General features: G+C 34.9%; 25 protein-coding genes. 1 reads left to right on the forward strand and 24 read right to left on the reverse strand.

The genetic code is table 11. The annotated features are described in order from the left end of the window. Positions 1–13: 13 nt before the first annotated feature. The 14 genes from asnS to HWV59_RS17860 all read right to left on the reverse strand — a co-directional run bounded on the left by asnS (position 14) and on the right by HWV59_RS17860 (position 13,540). A complete protein-coding gene (gene asnS / locus HWV59_RS17795) occupies positions 14–1,306 on the reverse strand; it encodes an asparagine--tRNA ligase (RefSeq protein ID WP_102229180.1) in 1,293 nt (430 codons plus the stop codon). A 124-nt stretch (positions 1,307–1,430) separates the two neighbouring features. Continuing rightward, complete coding sequence (locus HWV59_RS17800) at positions 1,431–1,928, reverse strand: cell wall elongation regulator TseB-like domain-containing protein (RefSeq protein ID WP_102229181.1); 498 nt, start codon at positions 1,926–1,928, stop codon at positions 1,431–1,433. 14 nt (positions 1,929–1,942) lie between these two features. Next, complete coding sequence (locus HWV59_RS17805; protein WP_102229182.1) at positions 1,943–2,113, reverse strand: YpmA family protein; 171 nt, start codon at positions 2,111–2,113, stop codon at positions 1,943–1,945. A gap of 200 nt (positions 2,114–2,313) precedes the next feature. Then, positions 2,314–5,118: an ATP-dependent DNA helicase DinG gene (dinG, locus tag HWV59_RS17810; RefSeq protein WP_175639691.1), complete on the reverse strand. Its 2,805-nt coding sequence runs from the start codon at positions 5,116–5,118 to the stop codon at positions 2,314–2,316. 267 nt (positions 5,119–5,385) lie between these two features. Continuing rightward, complete coding sequence (gene panD, locus HWV59_RS17815) at positions 5,386–5,769, reverse strand: aspartate 1-decarboxylase (protein ID WP_102229184.1); 384 nt, start codon at positions 5,767–5,769, stop codon at positions 5,386–5,388. A gap of 53 nt (positions 5,770–5,822) precedes the next feature. Beyond that, entirely contained in the window at positions 5,823–6,668 is an 846-nt protein-coding gene (gene panC / locus HWV59_RS17820; RefSeq protein ID WP_175639692.1) for a pantoate--beta-alanine ligase, read from the reverse strand. Further along, positions 6,665–7,504: a 3-methyl-2-oxobutanoate hydroxymethyltransferase gene (gene panB / locus HWV59_RS17825; RefSeq protein WP_175639693.1), complete on the reverse strand. Its 840-nt coding sequence runs from the start codon at positions 7,502–7,504 to the stop codon at positions 6,665–6,667. The genes panC and panB overlap by 4 nt, the downstream gene beginning before the upstream one ends. Positions 7,505–7,911: 407 nt before the next feature. Beyond that, a complete protein-coding gene (locus tag HWV59_RS17830) occupies positions 7,912–8,892 on the reverse strand; it encodes a biotin--[acetyl-CoA-carboxylase] ligase (protein WP_102229187.1) in 981 nt (326 codons plus the stop codon). Beyond that, positions 8,862–10,079: a CCA tRNA nucleotidyltransferase gene (locus tag HWV59_RS17835; protein WP_175639694.1), complete on the reverse strand. Its 1,218-nt coding sequence runs from the start codon at positions 10,077–10,079 to the stop codon at positions 8,862–8,864. The genes HWV59_RS17830 and HWV59_RS17835 overlap by 31 nt, the downstream gene beginning before the upstream one ends. Continuing rightward, positions 10,063–11,217 (reverse strand): N-acetyl-alpha-D-glucosaminyl L-malate synthase BshA, encoded by a 1,155-nt coding sequence (gene bshA, locus HWV59_RS17840; protein ID WP_102229189.1) that lies wholly within the window; start codon positions 11,215–11,217, stop codon positions 10,063–10,065. Before bshA ends, HWV59_RS17835 begins: the two co-directional genes overlap by 17 nt. After that, the gene (gene bshB1, locus HWV59_RS17845) at positions 11,217–11,927 is read right to left on the reverse strand and encodes a bacillithiol biosynthesis deacetylase BshB1 (RefSeq protein ID WP_175639695.1); all 711 of its coding nucleotides are present in this window, start codon (positions 11,925–11,927) and stop codon (positions 11,217–11,219) included. The genes bshA and bshB1 overlap by 1 nt, the downstream gene beginning before the upstream one ends. A gap of 52 nt (positions 11,928–11,979) precedes the next feature. Continuing rightward, complete coding sequence (gene mgsA, locus HWV59_RS17850) at positions 11,980–12,393, reverse strand: methylglyoxal synthase (protein ID WP_102229191.1); 414 nt, start codon at positions 12,391–12,393, stop codon at positions 11,980–11,982. A 21-nt stretch (positions 12,394–12,414) separates the two neighbouring features. Further along, positions 12,415–13,212, reverse strand: a complete 798-nt coding sequence (dapB, locus tag HWV59_RS17855; RefSeq protein WP_102229192.1) for a 4-hydroxy-tetrahydrodipicolinate reductase — start codon at positions 13,210–13,212, stop codon at positions 12,415–12,417. 13 nt (positions 13,213–13,225) lie between these two features. Further along, the gene (locus tag HWV59_RS17860) at positions 13,226–13,540 is read right to left on the reverse strand and encodes a nucleotide pyrophosphohydrolase (RefSeq protein WP_102229193.1); all 315 of its coding nucleotides are present in this window, start codon (positions 13,538–13,540) and stop codon (positions 13,226–13,228) included. 158 nt (positions 13,541–13,698) lie between these two features. Here HWV59_RS17860 and HWV59_RS17865 point away from each other — a divergent pair, with 158 nt between their 5' ends. Further along, on the forward strand, positions 13,699–14,571 hold the full coding sequence (locus tag HWV59_RS17865) for a YitT family protein (RefSeq protein WP_102229194.1): 873 nt from the start codon (positions 13,699–13,701) through the stop codon (positions 14,569–14,571). Positions 14,572–14,619: 48 nt separating this feature from the next. Here HWV59_RS17865 and ypjB read toward each other — a convergent pair whose 3' ends face one another. The 10 genes from ypjB to aroA form a co-directional block, all read right to left on the reverse strand. After that, positions 14,620–15,417, reverse strand: coding sequence for a sporulation protein YpjB (gene ypjB / locus HWV59_RS17870; RefSeq protein WP_102229195.1), 798 nt, complete (start codon positions 15,415–15,417; stop codon positions 14,620–14,622). A gap of 122 nt (positions 15,418–15,539) precedes the next feature. Continuing rightward, positions 15,540–16,133, reverse strand: coding sequence for a lipoprotein heptaprenylglyceryl N-acetyltransferase LhaT (lhaT, locus tag HWV59_RS17875; RefSeq protein WP_175639697.1), 594 nt, complete (start codon positions 16,131–16,133; stop codon positions 15,540–15,542). Between the two features lie 96 nt (positions 16,134–16,229). Beyond that, positions 16,230–16,997, reverse strand: a complete 768-nt coding sequence (locus HWV59_RS17880; protein ID WP_102229197.1) for a menaquinol-cytochrome c reductase cytochrome b/c subunit — start codon at positions 16,995–16,997, stop codon at positions 16,230–16,232. Between the two features lie 75 nt (positions 16,998–17,072). Further along, positions 17,073–17,747 (reverse strand): menaquinol-cytochrome c reductase cytochrome b subunit, encoded by a 675-nt coding sequence (qcrB, locus tag HWV59_RS17885; RefSeq protein ID WP_026560195.1) that lies wholly within the window; start codon positions 17,745–17,747, stop codon positions 17,073–17,075. Positions 17,748–17,751: 4 nt separating this feature from the next. Then, positions 17,752–18,258: a QcrA and Rieske domain-containing protein gene (locus HWV59_RS17890; protein WP_102229198.1), complete on the reverse strand. Its 507-nt coding sequence runs from the start codon at positions 18,256–18,258 to the stop codon at positions 17,752–17,754. Between the two features lie 142 nt (positions 18,259–18,400). After that, positions 18,401–18,865: a YpiF family protein gene (locus tag HWV59_RS17895; protein WP_235991843.1), complete on the reverse strand. Its 465-nt coding sequence runs from the start codon at positions 18,863–18,865 to the stop codon at positions 18,401–18,403. Positions 18,866–19,133: 268 nt separating this feature from the next. Next, positions 19,134–19,679: a ReoY family proteolytic degradation factor gene (locus HWV59_RS17900; protein WP_102229199.1), complete on the reverse strand. Its 546-nt coding sequence runs from the start codon at positions 19,677–19,679 to the stop codon at positions 19,134–19,136. An 80-nt stretch (positions 19,680–19,759) separates the two neighbouring features. Then, on the reverse strand, positions 19,760–21,028 hold the full coding sequence (locus tag HWV59_RS17905; protein ID WP_175639698.1) for a tetratricopeptide repeat protein: 1,269 nt from the start codon (positions 21,026–21,028) through the stop codon (positions 19,760–19,762). Positions 21,029–21,104: 76 nt separating this feature from the next. Then, positions 21,105–22,022 carry a hypothetical protein gene (locus HWV59_RS17910; RefSeq protein ID WP_175639699.1) on the reverse strand — a complete coding sequence of 306 codons (918 nt, stop codon included), beginning with the start codon at positions 22,020–22,022 and terminating at the stop codon, positions 21,105–21,107. Between the two features lie 169 nt (positions 22,023–22,191). After that, positions 22,192–23,475 carry a 3-phosphoshikimate 1-carboxyvinyltransferase gene (aroA, locus tag HWV59_RS17915; protein WP_175640108.1) on the reverse strand — a complete coding sequence of 428 codons (1,284 nt, stop codon included), beginning with the start codon at positions 23,473–23,475 and terminating at the stop codon, positions 22,192–22,194. Between the last annotated feature and the right edge of the window lie 37 nt (positions 23,476–23,512).

Here is a 23,512-nt window from a genome sequence, read left to right on the forward strand (position 1 = left end):
ATTATTTTCACGATTATGGATAAAGTCGATTTAGTAAACGTGGGAATGGAATTGTTTCACGAACATGCTCCACACCGCTTAACCATGCTACTGTTCTCTCTAAACCTAGACCAAATCCTGAATGTGGCACTGAACCGTATTTTCTTAATTGAAGATACCAATCATACGCTTGTTCATCCAGCTTATGTTCATCAATTCGCTGTTTAAGTAACTGGGCGTCATGAATACGTTCTGAACCGCCAATAATTTCTCCATAGCCTTCAGGTGCAATTAAATCAGCACATAAAACTACATCTTCACGGTTGGAATCAGGTTGCATATAAAATGGTTTTAGGCTGGTAGGATAATGAGTAATAAATACCGGCATATCAAAGCTTTCGGCAATTGCTGTTTCATGTGGTGCGCCAAAGTCATCGCCCCATTTAATTTCAGTGAACCCTTTTTCATGAAGGAACTTAATCGCCTCATCGTAAGTAATTCTAGGGAATGGAGCCTTGATTTTTTCCAACTTAGAAATATCTCTTCCTAATACGTTCAATTCGAGAGAACAATTTTCTAAAACATTCTTGACTAAATATGATACATATGTTTCCTGAACCTGGAGGTTATCTTCAAATTCATAAAATGCCATTTCTGGTTCAATCATCCAGAATTCAATTAAGTGACGACGTGTTTTAGATTTTTCTGCTCTAAAAGTTGGACCAAATGAAAAGACTTTCCCTAAAGCCATAGCTGCTGCTTCCATATAAAGTTGTCCACTTTGAGAAAGATATGCATCCTCATCAAAGTATTTCGTATGGAATAACTCTGAAGTACCTTCAGGAGCACTTCCTGTTAAGATAGGCGGATCTACCTTTACAAACCCTTCATTATTAAAAAATTCGTATGTGGAACGGATGATCTCATTTCTAATTTTCATTACAGCATGCTGACGTTTTGAGCGAAGCCATAGGTGGCGATGATCCATTAAAAATTCTGTACCATGTTCTTTCGGTGTTATCGGATAATCTACAGATTCTGCAATCACTTGAATATTTGTTATACCTAGTTCATAACCAAAAGGAGATCGCTCATCCTCTCTTACAATACCTGATATATATAGTGATGTTTCTTGAGTAATTGATTTTGCTTTTTGGAATACCTCTTCCTCTACTTCAGCTTTCACGACGACACCTTGTATAAACCCTGTACCATCTCTAAGTTGAAGGAATGCAATTTTACCACTGGAGCGTTTGTTTGCAAGCCAAACCCCAATCGTTACTTCTTGTCCAACATATTTTCCAACTTCTGCAATTGTTGTTTTCACATTATTCCCTCCATCAAGCACGATGTATATCTCTTTTATGTACTTTACATCGTAATATTATACGTTTTTTTCAATGGTGCCGCAATATAACGAAGATAAGCCGAAACTTTCGGATAATTTATTTCTAGAGATTTTTAATAGCCATATGTTTAATAATTTTCCCATCATAAAAATTAACATAATCAAATGTATATCGATCTGATTCATCCTGGTATTTTACTTCCCAAATTGGTATTCCTTCATCCATGCCAAGCTGAACACTAATTATTTCAGAAGGATTATGCTCTTGATATACACTTTCCAAAGCTTCATTTTTTGTTATTCCAGCTGATTTTTTCTTTACAATCAGCTTTCTTTCTTTCTCAATGTTTGAAATCCAGCCGTAAACAGTTTCGTTTTCACTGTTTGTGCCTGTAATAACATGATATTTCTGATCTGCACTAAATGTTTTGATCTTACTGATTGTTTTAAGCTTTGCTTCTTCTTTAGCAAACTGTTTGGATTGTTCATGTCCATTTTCATACTGTCCTCTTGCTGATAGGTAACTTGATGTTAAGATCCAAATTCCTGATATCAATAGAACAATCACGACAAATAATGGTATACCGAATTTTTTCTCCATTGTTTATTACACCCTTATGTACGATATATTGTAAATACAGCTTTAGATTTGTCATCTTGATCAAGTGCAAGCCCAAACATTAAGTCATTTCTTTTTAATGTTCTGTTTAATAAATCAACAATTTTATATAAATCATCAGAATGATCAACTGTTACCGTTGAAATAATTTCAATTTTACTTTCCATGTTATATTCCTCCCACCTAACACAAATATTGTAACTTATATGTCTGTTTCCTCTGGACACAATAACAATACAACATCCAATATATTGTTGTAAATTGATTCATTATATAGTGTAAACATTTACGTGAAAATAAATTTCTCCTAACTCACACCATATTATATGGCTGATATTATATCAGCCATTTTTTTCACATACTTTTTTTAATTGATCCAATCATCTATAGCATGTGTTAATTGGTGCATTGGTTTATTTTCTATTTCCAGTTTTGGAATGGAAGCGATGAAATCTTTCCCATATCTAGTGGATAAAATCCGATTATCTAGTATAAATAAAACGCCCTTATCACTTTCATTACGAATTAGCCTGCCAAAACCTTGTTTAAAGCGTAGTATAGCCTCAGGAAGTGAGTACTGATAAAATGAGTTCATCCCTTTGCTCTCTAAATGATGGCAAGTAGCTGCAACAGTAGGTTCATCAGGAGAAGCAAATGGAAGTCGCACAATCATTAAGGCTTTTAATTGATTTCCAGGAAAATCAACCCCTTCCCAAAAACTGCTTGTCCCTAATAAAATTGCTTTATCAAATTGACGAAAGTTTTTCGTTAACTTACTACGACTTCCACTCCCTGTTCCCTGCCCCATAATAATAAAATCCTCAAGGGTCACATCTTCCTTTAATAATGAATAGGTTTTTCTCAACATCTCATAAGAGGTAAAAAGAACAAGTAGTTTACCTTCAGTTATCTGTGAAACAGTACTAATATGAACTGCTATTGCTTCTGAATACTCTTCTAGTGTCACATCATTGACATTTGGCATATCGCTGGGAATAAACATTTTAACCTGGTTCTCATAGTTAAATGGCGATTCTATTTGTATTTGCTTTGGATAAAAATCAGACAAGCCAATTGTTTGTAACATATATGCAAATGAATTTCCAACTGTTAAGGTCGCTGATGTTAAGATTGCACTTTGGATGTTTGAAAAAAATTCATCTGCTAAATAATCGTTTACCTCAATAGGTTGTGCATAGATAGAAACGGCATTTTTTGCACCCTTCGTGTCTATTTCAATCCATCTAACAACCAAATCATCCTGGATATTAAATAATAAGTCAAAATGATTTTTATAGGTATTCAATTGTGAAATGCTTTGCCTAAAGTCTTCAAGAACCAGTTTTTCTTTTATTGGCCTTGACTTCATATATGTTTCATCAATACCATGACTTTCTTTTTCCATTATATGAGTAATATCTTTTATTATAAATTGGATTCTCTTTACTAATTCTAATAAAGCATCCCACGTTCGATTGTTTTCCTTATTAGGGAGATAACGATATGAGGCTCTATTCAGTGGGCTGTTCTTTTTTTTCTTTGATACATAAGAGTGCAACCCGGCAAAAAATTGGTGACTTTCTTCTTGTAATTGCAAGAGTAACTCATCAATGTTATAAAATGAAGCTGATATATCATGTTGATTATGGATTTTCACAAACTTTTTTAACAATCCTATTGAATGGGTGTTTCCCAATTGATTTATCATGTAATGGAGATCTAGGTAGTGAAATCTTACTCCAAGCTGTTCAGTCGCTACATGATGAAAATGATGAGCTTCATCAATGATCACTTCTTGATACATTGGTAAAACTTTTTGATCACGTGCTAAGTCAGATAAAAGCATAGCGTGGTTTGTGATAATGATATTTGCAAATAAAGCTTTTTCTTTAGCTTGTTGATAAAAACAATACTCTTGAAAAGGATTGCTTAAAAAGGATGATTGATCAACATGGAGATTTTCCCAGATTTTTTTCCCGCCTGATGGTAAGTTTAATTCATCTAAGTCTCCATTAACCGTTTCTGTTAACCAAATTAATATTTGGGCTTTTGTTAACACAAAGTCATAATTATCATCTAACTCTTTTAATGATTGTTCAAACTTTTGCAAACATAAATAATTACTCTGCCCTTTTAACACAGTAGCAGAAAAAGAGAATGGTAAAAGTTTCTTTAAAAAAGGAATTTCTTGATCCATGATTTGTGTTTGCAAGTTGTTCGTATACGTACTGATTACAATTGGTCTTGATTGTTGCATGGAATGGAAAATAGATGTAACCAGGTAAGCTATTGTTTTTCCGATGCCTGTAGCTGCTTCTATTAAAACATGTTGATTGGTCTTGAAAGCACCAATGATTTCCTCCATCATATTCTTCTGGCCAACTCTTTCATGAAATAACGGGAATATCTTTTTTAATTCATCGTTATTACTAGAAAAAAGTTCAAACAATTCTTCTTTTGAGATAGTGGAAGCAATGGCCTCTTTGTTTTCTTTTAATTTCTTTCTTAAGGCCAATGTCCTAACAATTTCAATATCAGGATTTATTTGTTGTTCTAATTTAATTAGTTTTTCTGAAAGGATCTGTTCCAAAATTTCTTCCATATCACTAATAAATGACCTCGACAACTTTGTAAGCTGTTGAAGTGTAATAATAGGTAATTCAGTTAATTTTTTTAGAATATGTAAAAACAACAAAGCTGTAACTTCTGCATCACTATCAGCTCGATGAGGATTTTCATGATCCATTCTGAATTCTTCACTTAGATCTGATAGTTTATAACTCTTTTCAGTAGGATAAGCCATCCTGGATAATTCTACCGTATCAATGACAGGGCCAGAAAATTGGTATCCACATCTCATAAATTCTTCTTGTAAAAATGACAAGTCAAAATACACATTATGTGCAATAAAAAAAGAGTCTTTGAGTAATTTATAGATATCCTCTACAATTTCATCAAAAGTTGGTGCATGTTCAACCATCTCGTTTGTAATCCCTGTTAATTGTTCAATAAATAAAGGAATGCTTTGTAATGGATTAACAAAACTCATATATCGATCAACAATTTGATTATTTTCAATTACAACGGCTGCAATTTGTATAATCTTATCACCCTTTTTAGGGGAGTTTCCTGTTGTTTCTAAGTCAATGACAACATAGCGTTGGTCTTTCAAATTAAACACCTCAATTATTTCAAAAAGCTTAGCTCAGGTACTATTCATCTAAGTATCTCTTTTCTCTCTATCTGTTGTAATAGTTTACCCTAATCTGAAGGAGTTTTGAATAACTTTTCAAAAATGAAGCCATAACAAAAATGTGAACAGCAGCGAACACTTCATAATATTTTAAAGAAAAATAAAGAAGACCTATTCACAAAAGACTTTTTCGTAAGCTTTTATGATCATTTACGAAAGAGTCAACTATGAAGTAGGTCTTTTTCATTATAGGATTGTACCGGCTGGTTCAATCCCTAAAATTTCAACAATTTTGTTATGCTCATCCATAATGGCTACTTTTGGCTGGTGAGTAGCAATGTTTTCTTCAGCTATCATTGTGTACGTTAAGATGATGACAACGTCACCTTCCTGAACAAGTCTAGCTGCTGCCCCATTAAGACATACTACCCCACTGCCTCTTTCCCCGGGTATAATATATGTCTCAAATCTGGCACCATTGTTATTATTAACAATTTGCACCTTTTCATTTGGAAGCATACCAACTGCATCAATAATATCTTGATCTATTGTAATACTACCAACATAGTTTAAATTTGCTTCTGTCACGCGTGCACGATGAATTTTAGCATTCAGCATTGTACGAAACATGTATTTTCTCCCCCAAGTAATTTATCATCTATATCGTCATCATTATTTCTTTTCTAAACTTCAATCGTTATATTATCAATTAGCCTTGCATTTGTAAACTTAACTGCTATGGCAATAATGATTTTACCGTTTATTACCTCTACTTCCTTAAGATCAGGATATGATAATAGTTCAACATAATCGATTGTACCGGATGATTCTGACTCAATTAAAGATGAGACTTGATCAATAATAACCTGTTTTTTTCTTTCCCCATGTACAATCGTTTCTTTCGCTCTAGTTAAACTCTTATATAGAATCGGCGCTTCTGCTCGTTCTTTTTCATTTAAATAGACATTTCGGGAACTTTTTGCTAAACCATCTTCTTCACGAACAGTCTGGACAGGGACTAATTCAATTGGAAAGTGAAACTCCTCAATTAATCCATCAATGACAGCAACCTGCTGCGCATCTTTCATTCCAAAATAAGCCCGATTTGGCTGAACTAGATGAAACAGCTTTGTTAATACAGTTGCCACGCCATCAAAATGCCCATTTCTGGATTTTCCACATAGAACATTAACACGATTTTGAACAGAAACTGTATATGAAGGCTCTTCAGGATACATTTCTTCTACTTGAGGTCTAAACAGCACATCTACACCAGCTTGTATCGCAATTGCATCATCACGTACTGCATCTCTTGGATATGAATCAAAATCTTCATTAGGACCAAACTGAAGAGGATTAACAAAAATACTTAAAACTACTACATCATTAGCCTTTCTCGCTTCTTCAATTAGCTTTACATGTCCTTCATGTAAAAAACCCATCGTAGGAACAAAACCGATTGATTGCTGGTTATTCATAAAGCTTTCTAAGGTATTTCTAAGGTCTTGTTTTGTTTCAACAACATTCATTTACTAATTCCTCCATATAACCTGAGCAATACTTCTTCTTTCATATTGAAAGAATGTTTTTCTTCTGGAAATGATCTATTTTTTACATCCGCAATATATTGACTAATTGAAGTCTGTACTGTATCAGAAATTGAACCATATTGTTTGACGAATTTCGGCACAAACCCAGATCCGTAACCAACTAAATCATGATAGACTAATACTTGACCATCTGTTTGACGACCAGCACCTATTCCAATTGTAGGGATTGTTATTATTTTTGTGATTTCTTCTGCTAATTGTTGTGGGACACACTCCAAAACAAGAGCAATTGCACCTGCTTCTTGACACTTTTTGGCGTCCTCTATCAGTTTCCTTGCTGCTTCAGCATTTTTTCCTTGAACTTTATATCCACCCAGCACATTAACAGATTGTGGAGTCAGACCTAAATGTGAAATAACTGGAATACCGCCATTAGTAAGCGCTTCAATTACAGGAGTTACACCATCCGCTCCTTCAATTTTTACGGCATCCGCTCCACCCTCCTGCATGATTCTAGCGGCATTTTTCATTGTTTCATCTTTTGATAGATGATAGGACATAAATGGCATATCCGTTACAACAAATGTGTCTTTGGCACCACGTTTAACAGCTTTTGTATGATAAATCATATCATTAACCGTTACAGGGATTGTCGATTCATATCCAAGTACAACCATCCCCAATGAATCTCCTACAAGAATCATATCTATTCCTGCAAGTTCAGCTTGTTTAGCACTGGGAAAATCATAAGCTGTCAACATTGTAATTGGTTCATTGTTTTCTTTCATCTTCATAAAATCTTGTCTTGTTTTCATTAAGTTCCCTCCTAGTTAATAGGTGTCCAGCACATCACTATTACTGTTTTGTTGGGTAGTACATTAAAAGAAAAACTAAGGAGAGAAGATGAATGACCAGAAAATTAATTGATATAAATTATGTCATAAAATGCACGACTTGTTTTATCTGGAATTAAAAAATCCTTCTTATCGACAAAGATAGAAGGATTAAAAGTTTATATAGTCAGATTCATCCCTCTGTCCTAGTCCACTAATGGATCAAGGCAGGTTAAATTTACGCATTCTGTTCTTATTATTACTTCTTACAAACATTTTATTGCTCAAATTTTTCTTTTAACGGTGTAGTTCTGCTTTAGATACTACCCATAGAAAAGTATAGCAGAAAAATTTGCTAAAAACCATTGTAAGGTATCTCATTTTTCATATTACTGAAGTTCAATATCAGCGGAATATATCTGACTAATCGAACCGTCGCTTGTTTGAATTAATAAGACACCAGTATCATCAATTCCGATTGCGTTACCTTCTACAGTACCATTTATTGTTCTAGCCTTTATTGGTTTATGTAAACTTACTGCATAGCTTTCCCAAAGCAATTTAATTGGTTTAAAACCTTGTGCTAAATAAAGAGTGTAGAGATTTTCAAATTTTAAGAGTAATTCTTGAATTAGTTGTGCCCGATCCCAATGTTTATCAGTTTCTATATGAATAGATGTAGCAATATGATGTAACTCCTCAGGAAAATCAGATATAGATTGATTGACATTTATTCCTGTCCCAATAATGATTGAATGAACCTGATCTGCTTCTGCTTGTAATTCAGTTAAAATACCTACCAGCTTTTTACCATTAATTAAGATATCATTTGGCCATTTTATTTCCGGGTTTAAAGGTGTAATCTCCTCAATAGCTTGTACAATAGCTACAGCGGTTAAAAGGGTCAATTGCGGAGTTGCCTGAACAGGTATATTAGGTCTGATAATTAGACTCATCCAAATCCCTGTTCCACTTGGAGAATGCCATTGCCTAGCCATTCTCCCTCTACCATTTGTTTGGTGTTCTGCAACTACTATTGTTCCTTCTTCAGCACCTTCATTCGCTAACGTTTGCGCTATTTTTTGGGTAGAGGATACAGTTTCTTCAAAATGAACATGGTGTCCCAGCTTTGAAGTCCTAAGTCCAATCTTTATTTCATTTCCACTTATTTTATTTGGCTTTTTTGTAATACGGTAGCCTAATCTTCTCACAGCCTCTAATTCGTATCCATCTTTTCTTAGATCTTCGATATGTTTCCAAACTGCTGTTCTAGAGCAGCCAATATATTCACTTAGTTTTTGACCTGATACAAAACCGCCTTCTGCATTTGAAAAGGCTTCTAATAACTTTGATCGAAGTCCCGACTGCATGCTAATAGCCACTCCTTTATTTCAGTACTTTTATTTTGTACTTCCTTTAATATAATTGCTTTTTCAATTTCTTCTATCATTTTAGCTAACCAAGGACCTGGTTCTTTATTTAACCAATGAACAAGATCATGACCATTTACTGCCATTTGGCTTTTATTTGTAATTGGCAGTAGATTTAAAGAGGATCTTACTCTAGCAACATTTTCTTTTATTTGTTCAGGATTTATTAAAATAGACCGTATCCGTTCAACAGAAACTGCTGTATCAGGACCAGCCTTATATAATAATAGATCTGTCCATACTGGATTTTTTAAGACTACGTCAAGAATAGACAGATTTTTATGAACAGATTTAATTAATTTATTAGAAAGCTTCCATTTTCTTAAAAAACCATCAATTGTTGGAGGGCTTATAAAATATACCAATACTGTCCAAAGTTCTTCTTTCGATGTAAGGTATGGGAATTGAAAGGAGGAAAGTCTTCCCAATTGCATATTTCCTCCAACAAGACCTGGTAAATAGTTATATACCTTGCATTGAATCATAAGATTTATTGCTAATTTAACATTTTCACCCATAAACAGCTTTTCTATCTCGGCTGTTTTTCTTTCAACAGAGATTGCGTCAAGTAAATGAACGTGATGTTCGATTGCTTCTTCTGTTTCAGAAGACAAAGTGAAATTTAATTGACTTGTAAAACGAAGGGCTCTCAGCATCCTTAGTGCATCTTCTGTAAATCTTTCTGAAGGTGAGTCAACAGTATGAATAAGCTTTTGCTTCATATGTTCTTTACCATGAAAATAATCAAAAACATTTCCTTTGACGTCCATTGCCATTGCATTTATGGTAAAATCTCTTCTACGTAAATCCTCTTTCAATGAAGTAATAAATTGGACAGATTTTGGGCGTCTGAAATCCTCATAGTCTGATTCCGCACGATATGTTGTTACTTCATATTGTTCTCCTTCATGTATAACAATGATTGTGCCATGCTCTGCTCCGACATCTATCGTTTTAGAGAAGATGTTTTTAATATCCTCTGGTTTAGCTGAGGTCGCAATGTCTACATCTCCAATTTCTCTTCCTAATAAGAAATCACGAACAGCTCCACCAACAAAATAGGCCTCAAATCCTGATTGATGTAGTTTATCTAAGATTGGTTTGGCTTCATCAAATGGAGTCTCCAATTTTTACACCTTCTAATAGCTTATAGTAAATGGATTCATATTGAGAAACAATTTTATCAGAATGAAATCGTTCCTTAGCTAATATTGTCGAGCTTTCTGACATTCTTTTATGTAAATCTTCATCCGACAATAGTTGAATAGCCCTTAATGCTATAGATTCGATGTCTCCTACCTCACATATGTATCCTGTTTCTCCTTCATGAATTACTTCCGGTATCCCCCCGGCATTTGTCCCGATACAAGGAACACCACATGCCATTGCTTCTAAGAGGACCAAGCCAAAACTCTCTTTTTCTGACAATAAAAGAATTAAATCACTAATTGAGTAAAGTTCTTCCAAGCTATCTTGCTTACCAAGAAATAAAACATTTTCTACAAGACCTAATTCCCGTACAAGTCTGTTAACATATGACATTTCAGGGCCGTCTCCTACAAGAAGAAGCTTAGATTTTACTTTTCTATTTATTTTTTGGAAAGCGTAAACAACATCTTGAACTCGTTTTACTTTTCTAAAATTTGATACATGAATAATGACCTTTTCATCTTCATCTATTTTGTACTCTTTTTTGAGATACATGTTATCATGTTTGAAATAAACACGATCATCAATAAAGTTGTAGACTGTTTCTATTTTTTTATCTGGTTGTAGTAAGTCGTATGTCTGATTAACCAATGCGTTAGATACTGCCGTAACTTGATCAGAGGATTCAATACCAAATCGAATCATATCAGCAAGTGATTGATCATACCCAAGTACCGTAATATCAGTACCATGTAGTGTTGTTACGACTTTTAAATCCTTTTTCACCATTTGCTTTGCCAAGTAAGCACATATAGCATGAGGTATAGCATAGTGGACATGCAGCAGGTCTAAATCCTCTCTGTTAGCGACTTCTGCCATTTTACTTGCTAAAGCTAAATCATATGGTGGATATTTAAAGACAGAGTATTGATTGACTTCTACTTCATGAAATGTAATATTACAGTAAACTTTATTTAGTCGAAAAGGAAGACTTGAGGTAATAAAATGCACTTCATGTCCTTTTTCTGCTAATAATTTCCCCAGCTCTGTTGCTACGACACCTGAGCCACCAACAGATGGATAACATGTAATTCCTATTCTAAGTTTCTTCTTCATTATGCATCACCTAATAAATCATTAGAAATCAGGATTGGTTTTTTGGCTAAAAATCCCTCAGCATACATAACACCAACCTCTTTTCCATAAAGTCTTTCTCTACTTTCTACAGCTTCAATATAGCCATTTGTTAAAGGTGTGTCTGTTGATCCTTCACTTTTTTCAAATTGACTTTCGTAAGCACGTAGGCTATTTAATTTGAAATCAATAGTCTCAGAAATATCAACAACAAAATTAGGTTTATGAAAACCGTTGATCATATAAAAATACAAATGCTGAACACGGTGTGCTGGTAGACCTTGATTATCTTGAAAATTTTTGATTCCAGCTGAAAAAACCGCTTCTTCAACTAATCGTGAACAATTACCGTGATCTGGATGACGATCTTTATTGTAGGGAGCAAAGACAATTCGTGGTTTATATGTTCTAATGATTTCTACAATTTCTTTTATGTACGGATCTGTTAAATAAAGACCTCGATCTGGAATCGAAAGCTGAATCCTCGTTGAAATACCCAAAATTTCACCTGCATGTTTTGCCTCTTCCTGTCTGGTTGAAACAGTACCATTTGATGATAGTTCAGCCTTCGTTAAATCACAAATCCCTACCTTAAACCCTTTTTGAGTATACTTAGCAATTGTTCCCCCCATCCCGATTTCAACGTCATCAGGATGGGCTCCAATTGCTAGGAAATCTAATTGATTACTCATTTCCCTCTCCTTGTTACATAGTCTATATTCAATTAAATCGTATAATTACAGCTCATGATTTATCTTTCTTTTCATGAATTACATTTCGCCATTGGAAATCTCCACGATCTAATCCACGTACTAATATCTCAGCTGTCCCCATATTTGTTGCAAGTGGTATCGCATAAACATCACAAAGACGAATTAATGCCGAAATATCCGGTTCATGCGGCTGCGCTGTTAATGGATCTCTAAAGAATATAACCATATCCATTTCATTTTTGGCAATCAGAGCTCCAATCTCTTGATCTCCTCCTAGAGGACCTGACTGAAAACGATGAACAGATAAGCCAGTAGCCTCTTGAATACGAAAACCAGTTGTACCTGTAGCAAACAGTTGATGTTCCTTAATAATGGGCTGATAAGCCATTACAAATTGGACAAGGTCGTTTTTCTTCTTATCGTGTGCTATTAATGCAATTTTCATGAACTTTTTCCCCTTTATCTTTTATTCAATAATATTTTCTAGACCATAAACTAGTAAATCCACATTCATTACATTTTCAACAGCTAATTTAACACCTGACATAAACGAAGCACGGTTATACGAGTCATGGCGAATTTTTAATGTTTGACCATCTCCGCCAAAAAGAACCTCCTGATGGGCAATTAAGCCTGGAAGACGGACACTATGAAGACGAATACCCTTCATGTTAGCCCCACGTGCACCTGGTAAGATCTCATGTTCATTTGGATGACCTTGTTGTTTTTCTTCTCTCACTTCTGAGATCATTTCGGCTGTTTTTAATCCAGTACCTGAAGGAGCATCTAATTTCTGATCATGATGTTGTTCAATAATCTCTACATCTTGGAAATACTTTGCTGCCATTTGTGAAAACTTCATCATTAATATAGCGCCGATTGCAAAGTTAGGAGCAATAATAGCACCAATCCCTTTTTCTTCGGTTAGTTGCTCAAGTTCCTTCAAATCTTCTTCAGAAAAACCGGTAGTCCCAACAACAGGTCGTACACCATGTTGTAATGCTTTTATAGTATGTACCTTCCCTATTTCAGGTGTAGTTAAATCAATTAATACATCAGGGTTAGTCTCGAAAAAACATTTTTCAATATCAGTATAAATTGGAACGTCTGCTTGAAAACCTTCGATTTGATTAAGTCTCATTCCTTCATTCTTATGGTCAACAACAGCAACCAGCTGAAAATGTTTTGTATCTTCTACAAGCTTTACAGCTTCACTACCCATTCTTCCACGTGCACCAGCAATTACAATCTTAATTTCTGCCATTTCTAAAACTCCTTTAATTTTCTTTTCTTGTCCAACGGTCCTTGTCTCTAGTATTAAACTTTTCCATGACTAGATTATGGGCCTGTTCTAAATCTATATGTAAAGAATTAGCAAGGCAAATAAGGACAAACAAAACATCACCTATTTCTTCCTCGATCTTTTTTTCTTCTTCAGATGATTTCTTAGGTTTTTCACCATAGGAGTGATTTATTTCTCTAGCTAATTCTCCAACCTCTTCAGTAATTCTAGCCATCATGGCTAATGGTGAAAAATACCCTTCTTTAAATTGACCAATATAATCATCTACTTCTTTTTGAAGGTCCTTCATAGACTTATTCTCCACTTTTATCACCTCATCTTTTCTATTCAATGTTAGCTAATACATCTTAAATTTACAATTATTTCGTCATGAATTTCTCAAAATTTGCACCTTGACATTCTATCAACTATAATATTTACGCTGTGATGTATTACCGGAGGTGGAACATGCTGCAGGATCTTAGAATAAAAAACATCTTATTTATTTTGATTGGATCAGGTATCTTTGGTTTCGGACTTGTTCACTTTAACATTCAAAACAACCTGGCAGAGGGCGGATTTACAGGAATCACACTATTGCTTTTTTTCCTTTTTCATATTGACCCTTCCATTTCAAACCTAGTCTTGAACATCCCCCTCTTTATAATCGGTTGGCGGGTGTTAGGTAAGACATCTTTTGTTTACACAATCATTGGAACTGTTAGTTTATCTGTCTATTTATGGATTTTCCAAAGATACCAAATTCATATGCCATTAAAAGACGATCTTACATTGGCCGCGTTATTTGCTGGTGTCTCAATTGGTGTAGGGCTGGGAACGATCTTCCGATATGGGGGAACAACAGGTGGTGTCGATATCATTGCCAGATTAGCACATCGTTACATTGGTTGGAGTATGGGAAAAACAATGTTTTTATTTGATTTATGTGTTATCACGGTGTCATTGATCGCATACCTGTCATATAAAGAGGCAATGTATACACTTGTAGCTGTATTTGTTGGTGCCAAAGTGATTGACTTTATGCAGGAGGGGGCATATGCAGCCAAAGGTGCTACGATTATCTCAAATCTCCCTGAAGAAATTTCATCTAAAATCATGAAGGAAATGGATCGAGGGGTAACAGTTTTAAAAGGACAAGGGTCGTTTTCAAAGCAAGACCTTAATGTTCTTTATTGTGTTGTTGGGAAAAATGAAATTGTTCGTTTAAAAAGTGTTATTACATCTGTTGACCCTCATGCATTTGTAGCTGTTAGTGATGTCCATGATGTATTGGGTGAAGGATTCACATTAGATGAAAATAAAAAACCATTACCAAGATAAGCATGTTAAAAGAGAGTGAATGACCTCACTCTCTTTTTTACCAATTACTTATTCTTTACTATTATTTATTTCTCGTTTCGGAAGTCTTTCTTTTTCACCTCGATATTTTCTAACACCTGCGTAAGATAATGCCAGCAGGATGATACTCCCTGTTGAAATCATGACCCATAATAATGATGGATCAGCTTCATCCTCTTTTACTCTTTCAAAAATTGCTTTTAATTCTACTTCCATATCAGCTAATTGTTTTGCTTGACTCGTTTCCGGAATCTCTTGAAAAAGTTGATTTTCTACAACTGAGATATATTCGTCCATTCGTTTTATCCGTTGATTATCAAGATCGACTTGTATACTAGGATATATTACTTCATAAAGTGCAAGAAATTCATTAAAATCATGTTGAAATGATTGATTATCCCCTTCTTGTACATCACTTTTCATTTGAGAAAAAGTCTCCATGATGGATGCTTCCATAGAACTCCATAATGGTTGATGCTCCGAGACCATTGCATCAACAACTAAGCGAAACTTTGTTAAGGATCTCACCTTTTCGGTTGAACTTACTTTATTGTCCAATAACAGCTCTTGTGCATTTTGATGGGTATTCGATAGAGTACGATAGTGATCAAGTGAAAGAACTTGTCGATCTACCGGGATTTCTTCAAATTTCACAGCAAAGTACTCGAGTAGTTGGGCAGACTCGTTAAAGCGTTCTTGTTTAGCTAGTTGTAAGGCAGTGTCAGCTATCTTATTTAGCGATTTCCAGTCATACGCTTCATCTGCAAGTACTGGTTTTATATGTATCAGCAACAAACTAATCATAATTGCAAAAAATAGTTTCTTCATCCTTGTCCCCCCTCGAACATCTATTTAAAAAGTATGTTCATTGGGACAAGGTTAGACCAACTATTTTTCTGTTAAATAAATTTTTACACACTTAGAAAAACAAAAAACCTAGCATATAAACACTAGGCTAATTCCAACTGTTTTGATTGATTTTTCACGACTAAATAATAGGCTATTCCTAGAGATATTAAACTTAACCAGAATGTCATATAGCCTATTTCATTGATATAATCCATTAAAACACTATAACGGGGCATCATGCCAAATACATAGTCAATGACATCATTATGTAAAGTCCAAATGGCAGCCACAATTAAATGCCATGATTTAAACCGGTAATAAGGAGAATAAAGTAAGCCCTGAACGGCCATGCCAAAATGAGAAGCTATAAGCATATAGCCTTCCCACGGTAAAGTACCGTTTACAGCTAATACAAGCAGGTTCATAATGACAGCCCATATTCCATACTTAAATAACGTGACAATCGCTAAAGCTTCAATAACAGGCAAATTCCGCTTGAATAAGAAGGCAAGCAATACAATGAGGAAAAATAAACTTGCTGTCGGGCTATCAGGAACAAATATATAAAAGTGGGCAGGTGTTTCCTCCAATTGATATCTGTACCAATAATAACCGTAAGCCGTACCTAACAAATTAATGATGAACATGATAAATATGATTGGTTTCTGTCCTAAAAAATATTGGAATAATTTCATAAATTCCACACACCAAACTTAGAGTAATATTTTCTAACTTACTAAAACTTCTTACCATTGTGATTTTATCAAAAAAAAGCTGACAAATGTCAGCTTTTATTTTGAAGTAACACCAGAGATAAATTCTGATAGTACCTTTAATTCTTCGTCAGTACCTTTAAATACTCCAGCAGGCATGCTTCCTTGACCGTTTTTCGCAATATCTGCGATTTTATCCGGTTCTAATCCATTATCAACAAGCGCTTTACCAGCTGCTCCACCTTCTAGATTATCACCATGACAAGAAATACAACCTTGCTCTTGATAAAGTGCATACCCTTCAGATTCTTTGTCAATTTCCGCTTCAGCCTTAATTTTCCCTTGTTCAGCTGCTGCTTCCCAATCGTGTGTTGCAACTGATTCCCAAGTTAAGAAGAATGTTGCTGCTACACCAAGAATCATCATACCAACCGCAACAGGACGCTTTGCGGGACGACGTTCAGGTCCACGATCAAGGAAAGGTGCTAACATTAATGCACCGAATGCAAGACCTGGAATGACGATTGCTCCAATTACTGTATATGGACCAGATGCAAACGAATATTTTAACAATTGGTATAAGAATAAGAAATACCAGTCTGGTAATGGAATATAGCCTGCATCCGTTGGATCTGCTACACGTTCAAGCGGTGATGGATGCGCTATTGTTAAACATAAAAAACCGATTAAGAAAACGGCACCAACCAACCACTCCTTAAGAAGGAAGTTTGGCCAGAATGCTTCCGTTTTTCCTGGATATTCCGAATAGTCCTTCGGAATATTAGGCTTTCTCTCAGCTGAAATACGAGAGTCACCGACAAATTTCATACCTTTTCCGCGATGCATGATTTCCCCTCCTTACTAAGGTGGTTTCCGATATAATAAATAAAATTACACATGATTGAAAATATGTGTTTCTTCTTATAGTGGACCAGAAATACCTTGCTTTCGTATCATAATAAAGTGAGCTGCCATTAGACCGAATAATGCAGCAGGTAGGAAAAAGACATGGATAGCAAAGAAACGAGTAAGTGTTTGAGCACCTACAATGTCCGGATGTCCTGATAACAATGTCTTAACTGTTGGTCCAATTAATGGTACAGATTCTGCAATTTGCAGTGTAACTTTTGTAGCAAATAATGCTTTCATATCCCATGGTAATAAATAACCTGTTAAACCGAGTCCAAGCATAACAAAGAAAATAAGTACACCAACTACCCAGTTTAATTCACGAGGTTTTTTATATGCTCCTTGGAAAAAGACACGAAGTGTATGTAAGAACATCATAACAATAACAAGACTTGCTCCCCAATGGTGCATACCACGAACAATTTGTCCGAATGCTACTTCATTTTGAAGATAAAAAACTGATTCCCAAGCATTTTTAATATCCGGAACATAATACATCGTTAAAAACATTCCAGAAAGTACTTGTATAACGGTAACAAAAAACGTTAATCCGCCAAAGCAGTATACAAAGGCAGAAAAATGATGTGCAGGGTTTACGTGTTCTGGAACTTCATGGTCAGCAATATCGCGCCACATAGGCGTAATATCTAATCGTTCGTCAACCCAATCATAAATTTTGTTAAGCAATTGATTACGCCTCCCCTCGTGGTTTTGCTTTACCTAAGAATAAATATCCGTCTTTAACTTGTTGAGTATAAACATCAAGTGGTGCAAGAGGCGGTGTTCCAGGAACATTTGTACCGTCTTTGTCATATAAACCATAATGACATGGACAGAAAAATTTGTTCGGATTCTTTGGATCATTGTTCCAACCTACTGTACATCCCAGATGCTTACAGATTGGTGAAAGGGCTGTAATTTTATCGCCTTCCTTAAAAACCCAAGCTGATTTTGTTTCTTCTGATTCATACCAAGCATCTTTTTGTTTGATTTTAAAGTCAAAGCGTTGAGGTTCTTCCGTGATTTCGTCAACCTTTACTACTTGAACCAGATCGGTTTCCTCTGCTGGTCGGAGCACAGGGTCAAGTGCAAAGCGGACCATTGGCATTAACATACCTGCGGCCATGAAACCGCCTACACCGGTAAGCGTATAGTTTAAGAATTGACGTCTAGAAACTCGATGTTTTTTCTCGCTCATCATTTTCCCCCCTCTATCTTAAGCTCTGTCCGTTCCCGGACATACGGAAATGATATATAAAACTAGGACATACTCATGATATATCAATCTTTCCATGAGGTCAATAAAATCCTGTTTTCTTCTCCTGGAAATGAAAAGGTTTTTATGATTTATTCCAAGATTGTAATAAAATGTTCAAAATTTGTTCTACTTGATCTTGTAACAGCTTTCTTTTTAAGTTATCGTCCATATGCTCAAGAGGTATTGTTGGAAGCCATATTAATTCTCCCTCCAAATGTTCATTCTTCATCTTTTTCAAATCATCTTCACTTGTTAAGAAGAATACATGTTTAAATTCTTGTTGTAATTCAGTTTTCCACTCTATCAAATTTTCAATCACATTTTCTGATTTTTTTAAGTAAGAATAGGATGGGAACAGGAATACTCTTCCCTTCAGCTGTCTTTCAAGGTCTGTGCTAACCAGAGTGATGAATTCACCTTTTGCGACGATATTTTTCATTTCTGAACCGATTGAAACAGCCATTAATGGTACTATTGCCGTATCTATGTACTCCTTAGCTTGATTATATGAATCTACATCATTGGATACCCATTTCAACTTCTTCATCTCCCTATTTGCAATCATATTTATACTCTTATTATAAAGCTTGTATGGAAATTTGTTAAATTAAAGCTAAATAGCAACACGCACTCTCTCAATAGACAAAAGCATGTTTTATACTGTAATCACTATTTAATCAAATTCTTTCCCATAAATTACTCCAATCTCTTTATAACAGGCCAAAATAAAAAAGTAGCTCTTACTAAGTTAATCACTTAAGACACTAACGATTTTTGTCTTTGTGACAATCTCATAAGAGCTACCATAAGGTACACTATAAATTTTTTAATTGATTTAATTGAGCAGTTAATTTCTGAAATGTTTCTTTGTCTTGCTGATCAAGTGCTTTATCAATTAAATGGAGAAGCTTTTCTTTTTGAAAACGATGAATGGAATGCTTAAGTATTTGTTCTGCTATTTCTTTATCTTTTTCATTCTCATTTAAATGTTCCGGCATGTATGGATTTGATTCGAGTACTGCTGCATATTGTGGTGACTGATAGGCAGATCGAAAATTTAGCTGAATGAAAAGCTCTTCGTCTTTATTTAGTCTAATATCATGAAACGATTTTTCAGCATCTGTTGTCATAACGTTTTCTTTATAAAAACGGAATGGAACTTCTTCAACGCAATGCGTGGACATTATAATGCCTCTTGGGCAGTATTGGGCCTGCTCAACAAAATGAACTTTTTCCATCAAAGTATCATGACTCATTAAATAATTTAAAATCCACACGCATTCTCTTCTTTTTAATTGATAATGATTTAGAAACCACCTGATGAAGTCTTTCTTTTCATGGACAGATACAGGGGCCACCATACTATTCCCTCCTCTGCAATTTGAGTTTATTCCTACTTTGATAATTCCACAAAATAAAAATAAAATCCTTCTCTTTTCCATTAAAACTCATCTTCTAATTGTAGCAAAATCTCATCGATTTCGACATTTGAAGGGTCTTGTTTCAAAATTTCTTGAAAAACTTCTTTAGCTTGCTTTCTTCTTCCTTCTTCTAACAAGAAATAGCCATATTCCTGTAAGAAGTCTCGTTGATCCTTGAAAAAAGTATATGCAAGGTCATAATGTTTTAATGCCTGTGTATATTCTTCTTTTTGATGATAAGCTCGGGCTAAGTTCCACTCAAATTGTGGATCATCTTCACCATACTTTTTAATTTCAGTGATAAGGTCAACTACATCGTCATAACGTTCATCCTGGAGAAAAATATGTGATAATGTAATCGCTGCTTCTATATGTCCCGGATCTATTGCCAAGGATTCACGTAATAAATCCTCTGCAATTTGGATTTGACCTAGCTTAATCGCTATTTTCCCACCAAATAAGTATAGATCTTTGTTGTATTCATCCACCTTTAAACCTTCTTGAACCGCTTCAAGACTTTCTTCTAATAAGCTTTCATGTTCATATGCCTTCGCTAAATATAGGTAAAGTGATGTATAGTGTGGATCAGCCTCTTTTAAGGATAAGAACTGTTGTATGGCTGTTTTGTAGAATCCCCCTTGATATGCAGTAAATCCATAACCAAAAAGTGTATCAGCATCTTCTTGAGCATCTACAGTATGCCTGTAATGTTCAAGTGCTTCTTCAAACTGTCCATTTGCACTTAGACATTCTGCCAATCTTTGATGGAGGTTCACACCTGAAATCATGTTATGTTCTTCTAAAAGCTCTTGATAGTAAGAAATAGCATGTTTATATTGTGCTTGATGGAAATATAACTCCCCCAGAGCAAAATCAAGTACAGGTTCTTCTGGCAATATTTCTTTTGCCTCCTTTAGTTTTTGCTCACTTACCTCAGGTAGGCCTTGCATTTGATATAAATCTGCTAATAGGAGTAAAGCATGTGGATATGATTCGTCATCTTTAGAAATCATATTTAATAGAGCGATCGCATCTTCTTCATTTTCCAAGTCAATTTTAAGCTCTGCCAAAAACAATGTGATTTGAATCTCATCAGGGTATAAAAAATGAAGTTCTTCAATTATTTCATGTGCTTTATCTATTATACCCCACTGATAATACTGATCTGCTAATTGAAGTTTTTCTTCATCATGTAACGTAGGTGTTATGTTTTCTAAAAGAGTCAGTCCTTGTTCTGTTTCTCCTTTATTTACGAGGTTTATTGCTTCAGTTAATACTTGATTAAACATAAACGATCCTTTCCTGACCAATGAATTGGTATTTGATGTTTCAATTGCTATATTTATTTTCTGTTTATATCATACATCAAAATGAAGCTGATTGTGGTATAAAACGACCTGAAATGGTTATAAAACATTCTTCCCCTTTTCCTGGAAGGAATGAGATGTCACCATTTACATTTATAAGCCTTCCATTATGAGAAGTGAAAGTAGGTAAGATTTCATTTTGCTTAATCATTGGTTTACCATCAATATTGTATTTAAGCTCATTTACTTTGTACAAATTATAGTTTAAATTACTTCCAATCCGAATATCGCCTTTAACTGGGTAGATCCCTAATCTCATAAGTATATCTTTTGTAAGAGGTGTACCCTCTTCTAAGTATTCATGTAATGACGAAATACGATGTTCTTTGACGACCCGGTTCCAGTTCTGTAAGGTTCTTTGTTTTTTAAAGGGAGACAATGACTCATCAGTCATATATGGTATGAGTGTAATTGGGTTAGAAAACATTGCATCTCTTATCCAACCCCAGGATATCAAATCCAGTCTATCATCCTTGTTAATTTCAACAAAAACGATCGAAATCTGCTGTTGTTTACATTTTCTTAACATCGACTGATTTAGACTCTTTAAGGGAAGCTTAATTGCCATATAATAATCAATCGGAGAATTAATCATTAAATGTCTGCGTTGTTTTACCATGGATGCTAATTCTTTTTCATACTTTACGTCGACAACAGTTAATAGGGAAGTACAGCCCTTTTTTAAAAATTCAATAATTTTTTGCTTAAAGTCTTGAAAAGGAAGTAATGAATGAAGAGAAAAATCGAGCATAACATAGCCAGGGGTTATCAAATAAGAACTTAAATCCATTCTCATATACTTGATATTATCCATCGACTGCCGCATAAATTCAATTTTATTTTGGTTTACTAATAATGTAGCCTGTTCGATACGATCATTTTTCAGTATACCAACTCTGTCCATAATATAACACATATATTATGTCCCCTCCTTTCATCTTCTTAAGACAAGCTATGATGAAAAACGAAATTTTATGTCTTTTGAATGTCCATAATTTCGTTTGGGATCGATATATATTTAGCTGTGTTTTTATTTCTTATTTAAAAAGTAAAGAACCCTTCAAATCGTTTGAAGGGTTCTATTATTATTTAGCTAAGGAATCTAAATGTTCAAAGAATGTAGGGTATGAAACATCGATTGCGCCTACGTTTTCTAATTCAATTGGTGCTTCCGTAATACAGGATGCAATTGCAAGCATCATTCCAATTCGATGATCACCATGGCTAGATACTGTAGCGTTCCCTTTTAGCTTCGTTTTCCCAGTAATTATCATCCCATCGTCAGTTGCTTCAATAGATGCACCAATTTTTCTCAATTCACCAACAACTGTATCAATACGATTTGTTTCTTTTACTTTTAATTCACTTGCATCTTTTATAATTGTTTCTCCCTCAGCTTGTGAAGCTAATAGAGCAATGACAGGTATTTCATCAATCAATTTAGGAATAAGATCTCCGCTAATTGTAGTTCCTTTTAGTGAAGAAGTTTTGATGAGAATATCTGCTACTGGTTCAAAAGTGTGGCCCTCTTTAAGGGTAACTTCAATTGTAGCGCCCATTTTTTCTAAAACATCTAAAATACCAGTCCGTGTTGGATTAATCCCAACATTTTTTAATAAGATCTCACTATTAGGAACAATAGCTCCTGCAACGAGGAAAAAGGCAGCAGATGAAATATCGCCTGGAACAAAAATATTTGTTGCTTTTAAGGATTGTCCACCTACAACGGAAGCAGAGTATTCATCTTCCTTCACATCCACACCAAATGCTCTTAGCATTCTCTCAGTATGGTCCCTGGATTTATGAGGTTCAGTAACCTTTGTTTCCTCATTGTTCGTATTTAAGCCTGCTAACAGAATAGCTGATTTTACCTGTGCACTCGCAACTGGTGAATTGTAATCTATTGCTTGCAAGTTACCACCTCTAATTGCTAGTGGTGTAAACTGTCCATCTTCTCTACCATCAATTTTTGCCCCCATCATTCTTAAAGGGTTTGTTACTCGAGACATCGGTCTTTTTGCTATTGACTCATCTCCGATCACACATGAGTGAAAAGGTGCTCCTGCCAATATTCCCATCATCAATCTTGTCGTTGTTCCTGAGTTACCAACATCCAAAATATCTGAAGGTTCTTTTAAGCCAGTAAACCCATTTCCTTCAACCGTAACATGGCCTTCTTTAATATCAATTGATACACCCATTTTTCTAAAACATGATACAGTACTTAAACAATCTGCACCCATTAAAAAATTTGAAATTTCTGTTTTTCCATTCGCTATTGATCCAAACATAACTGCACGATGAGAAATAGATTTATCACCGGGAATTTCAATTGTACCAGTTAATTGATTGATCTTTGATAATTTTATTACATCTACCATAATACCACCTCAACCATTCTATTCA

Source organism: Metabacillus schmidteae (assembly GCF_903166545.1).
Taxonomy (GTDB): domain Bacteria; phylum Bacillota; class Bacilli; order Bacillales; family Bacillaceae; genus Metabacillus; species Metabacillus schmidteae.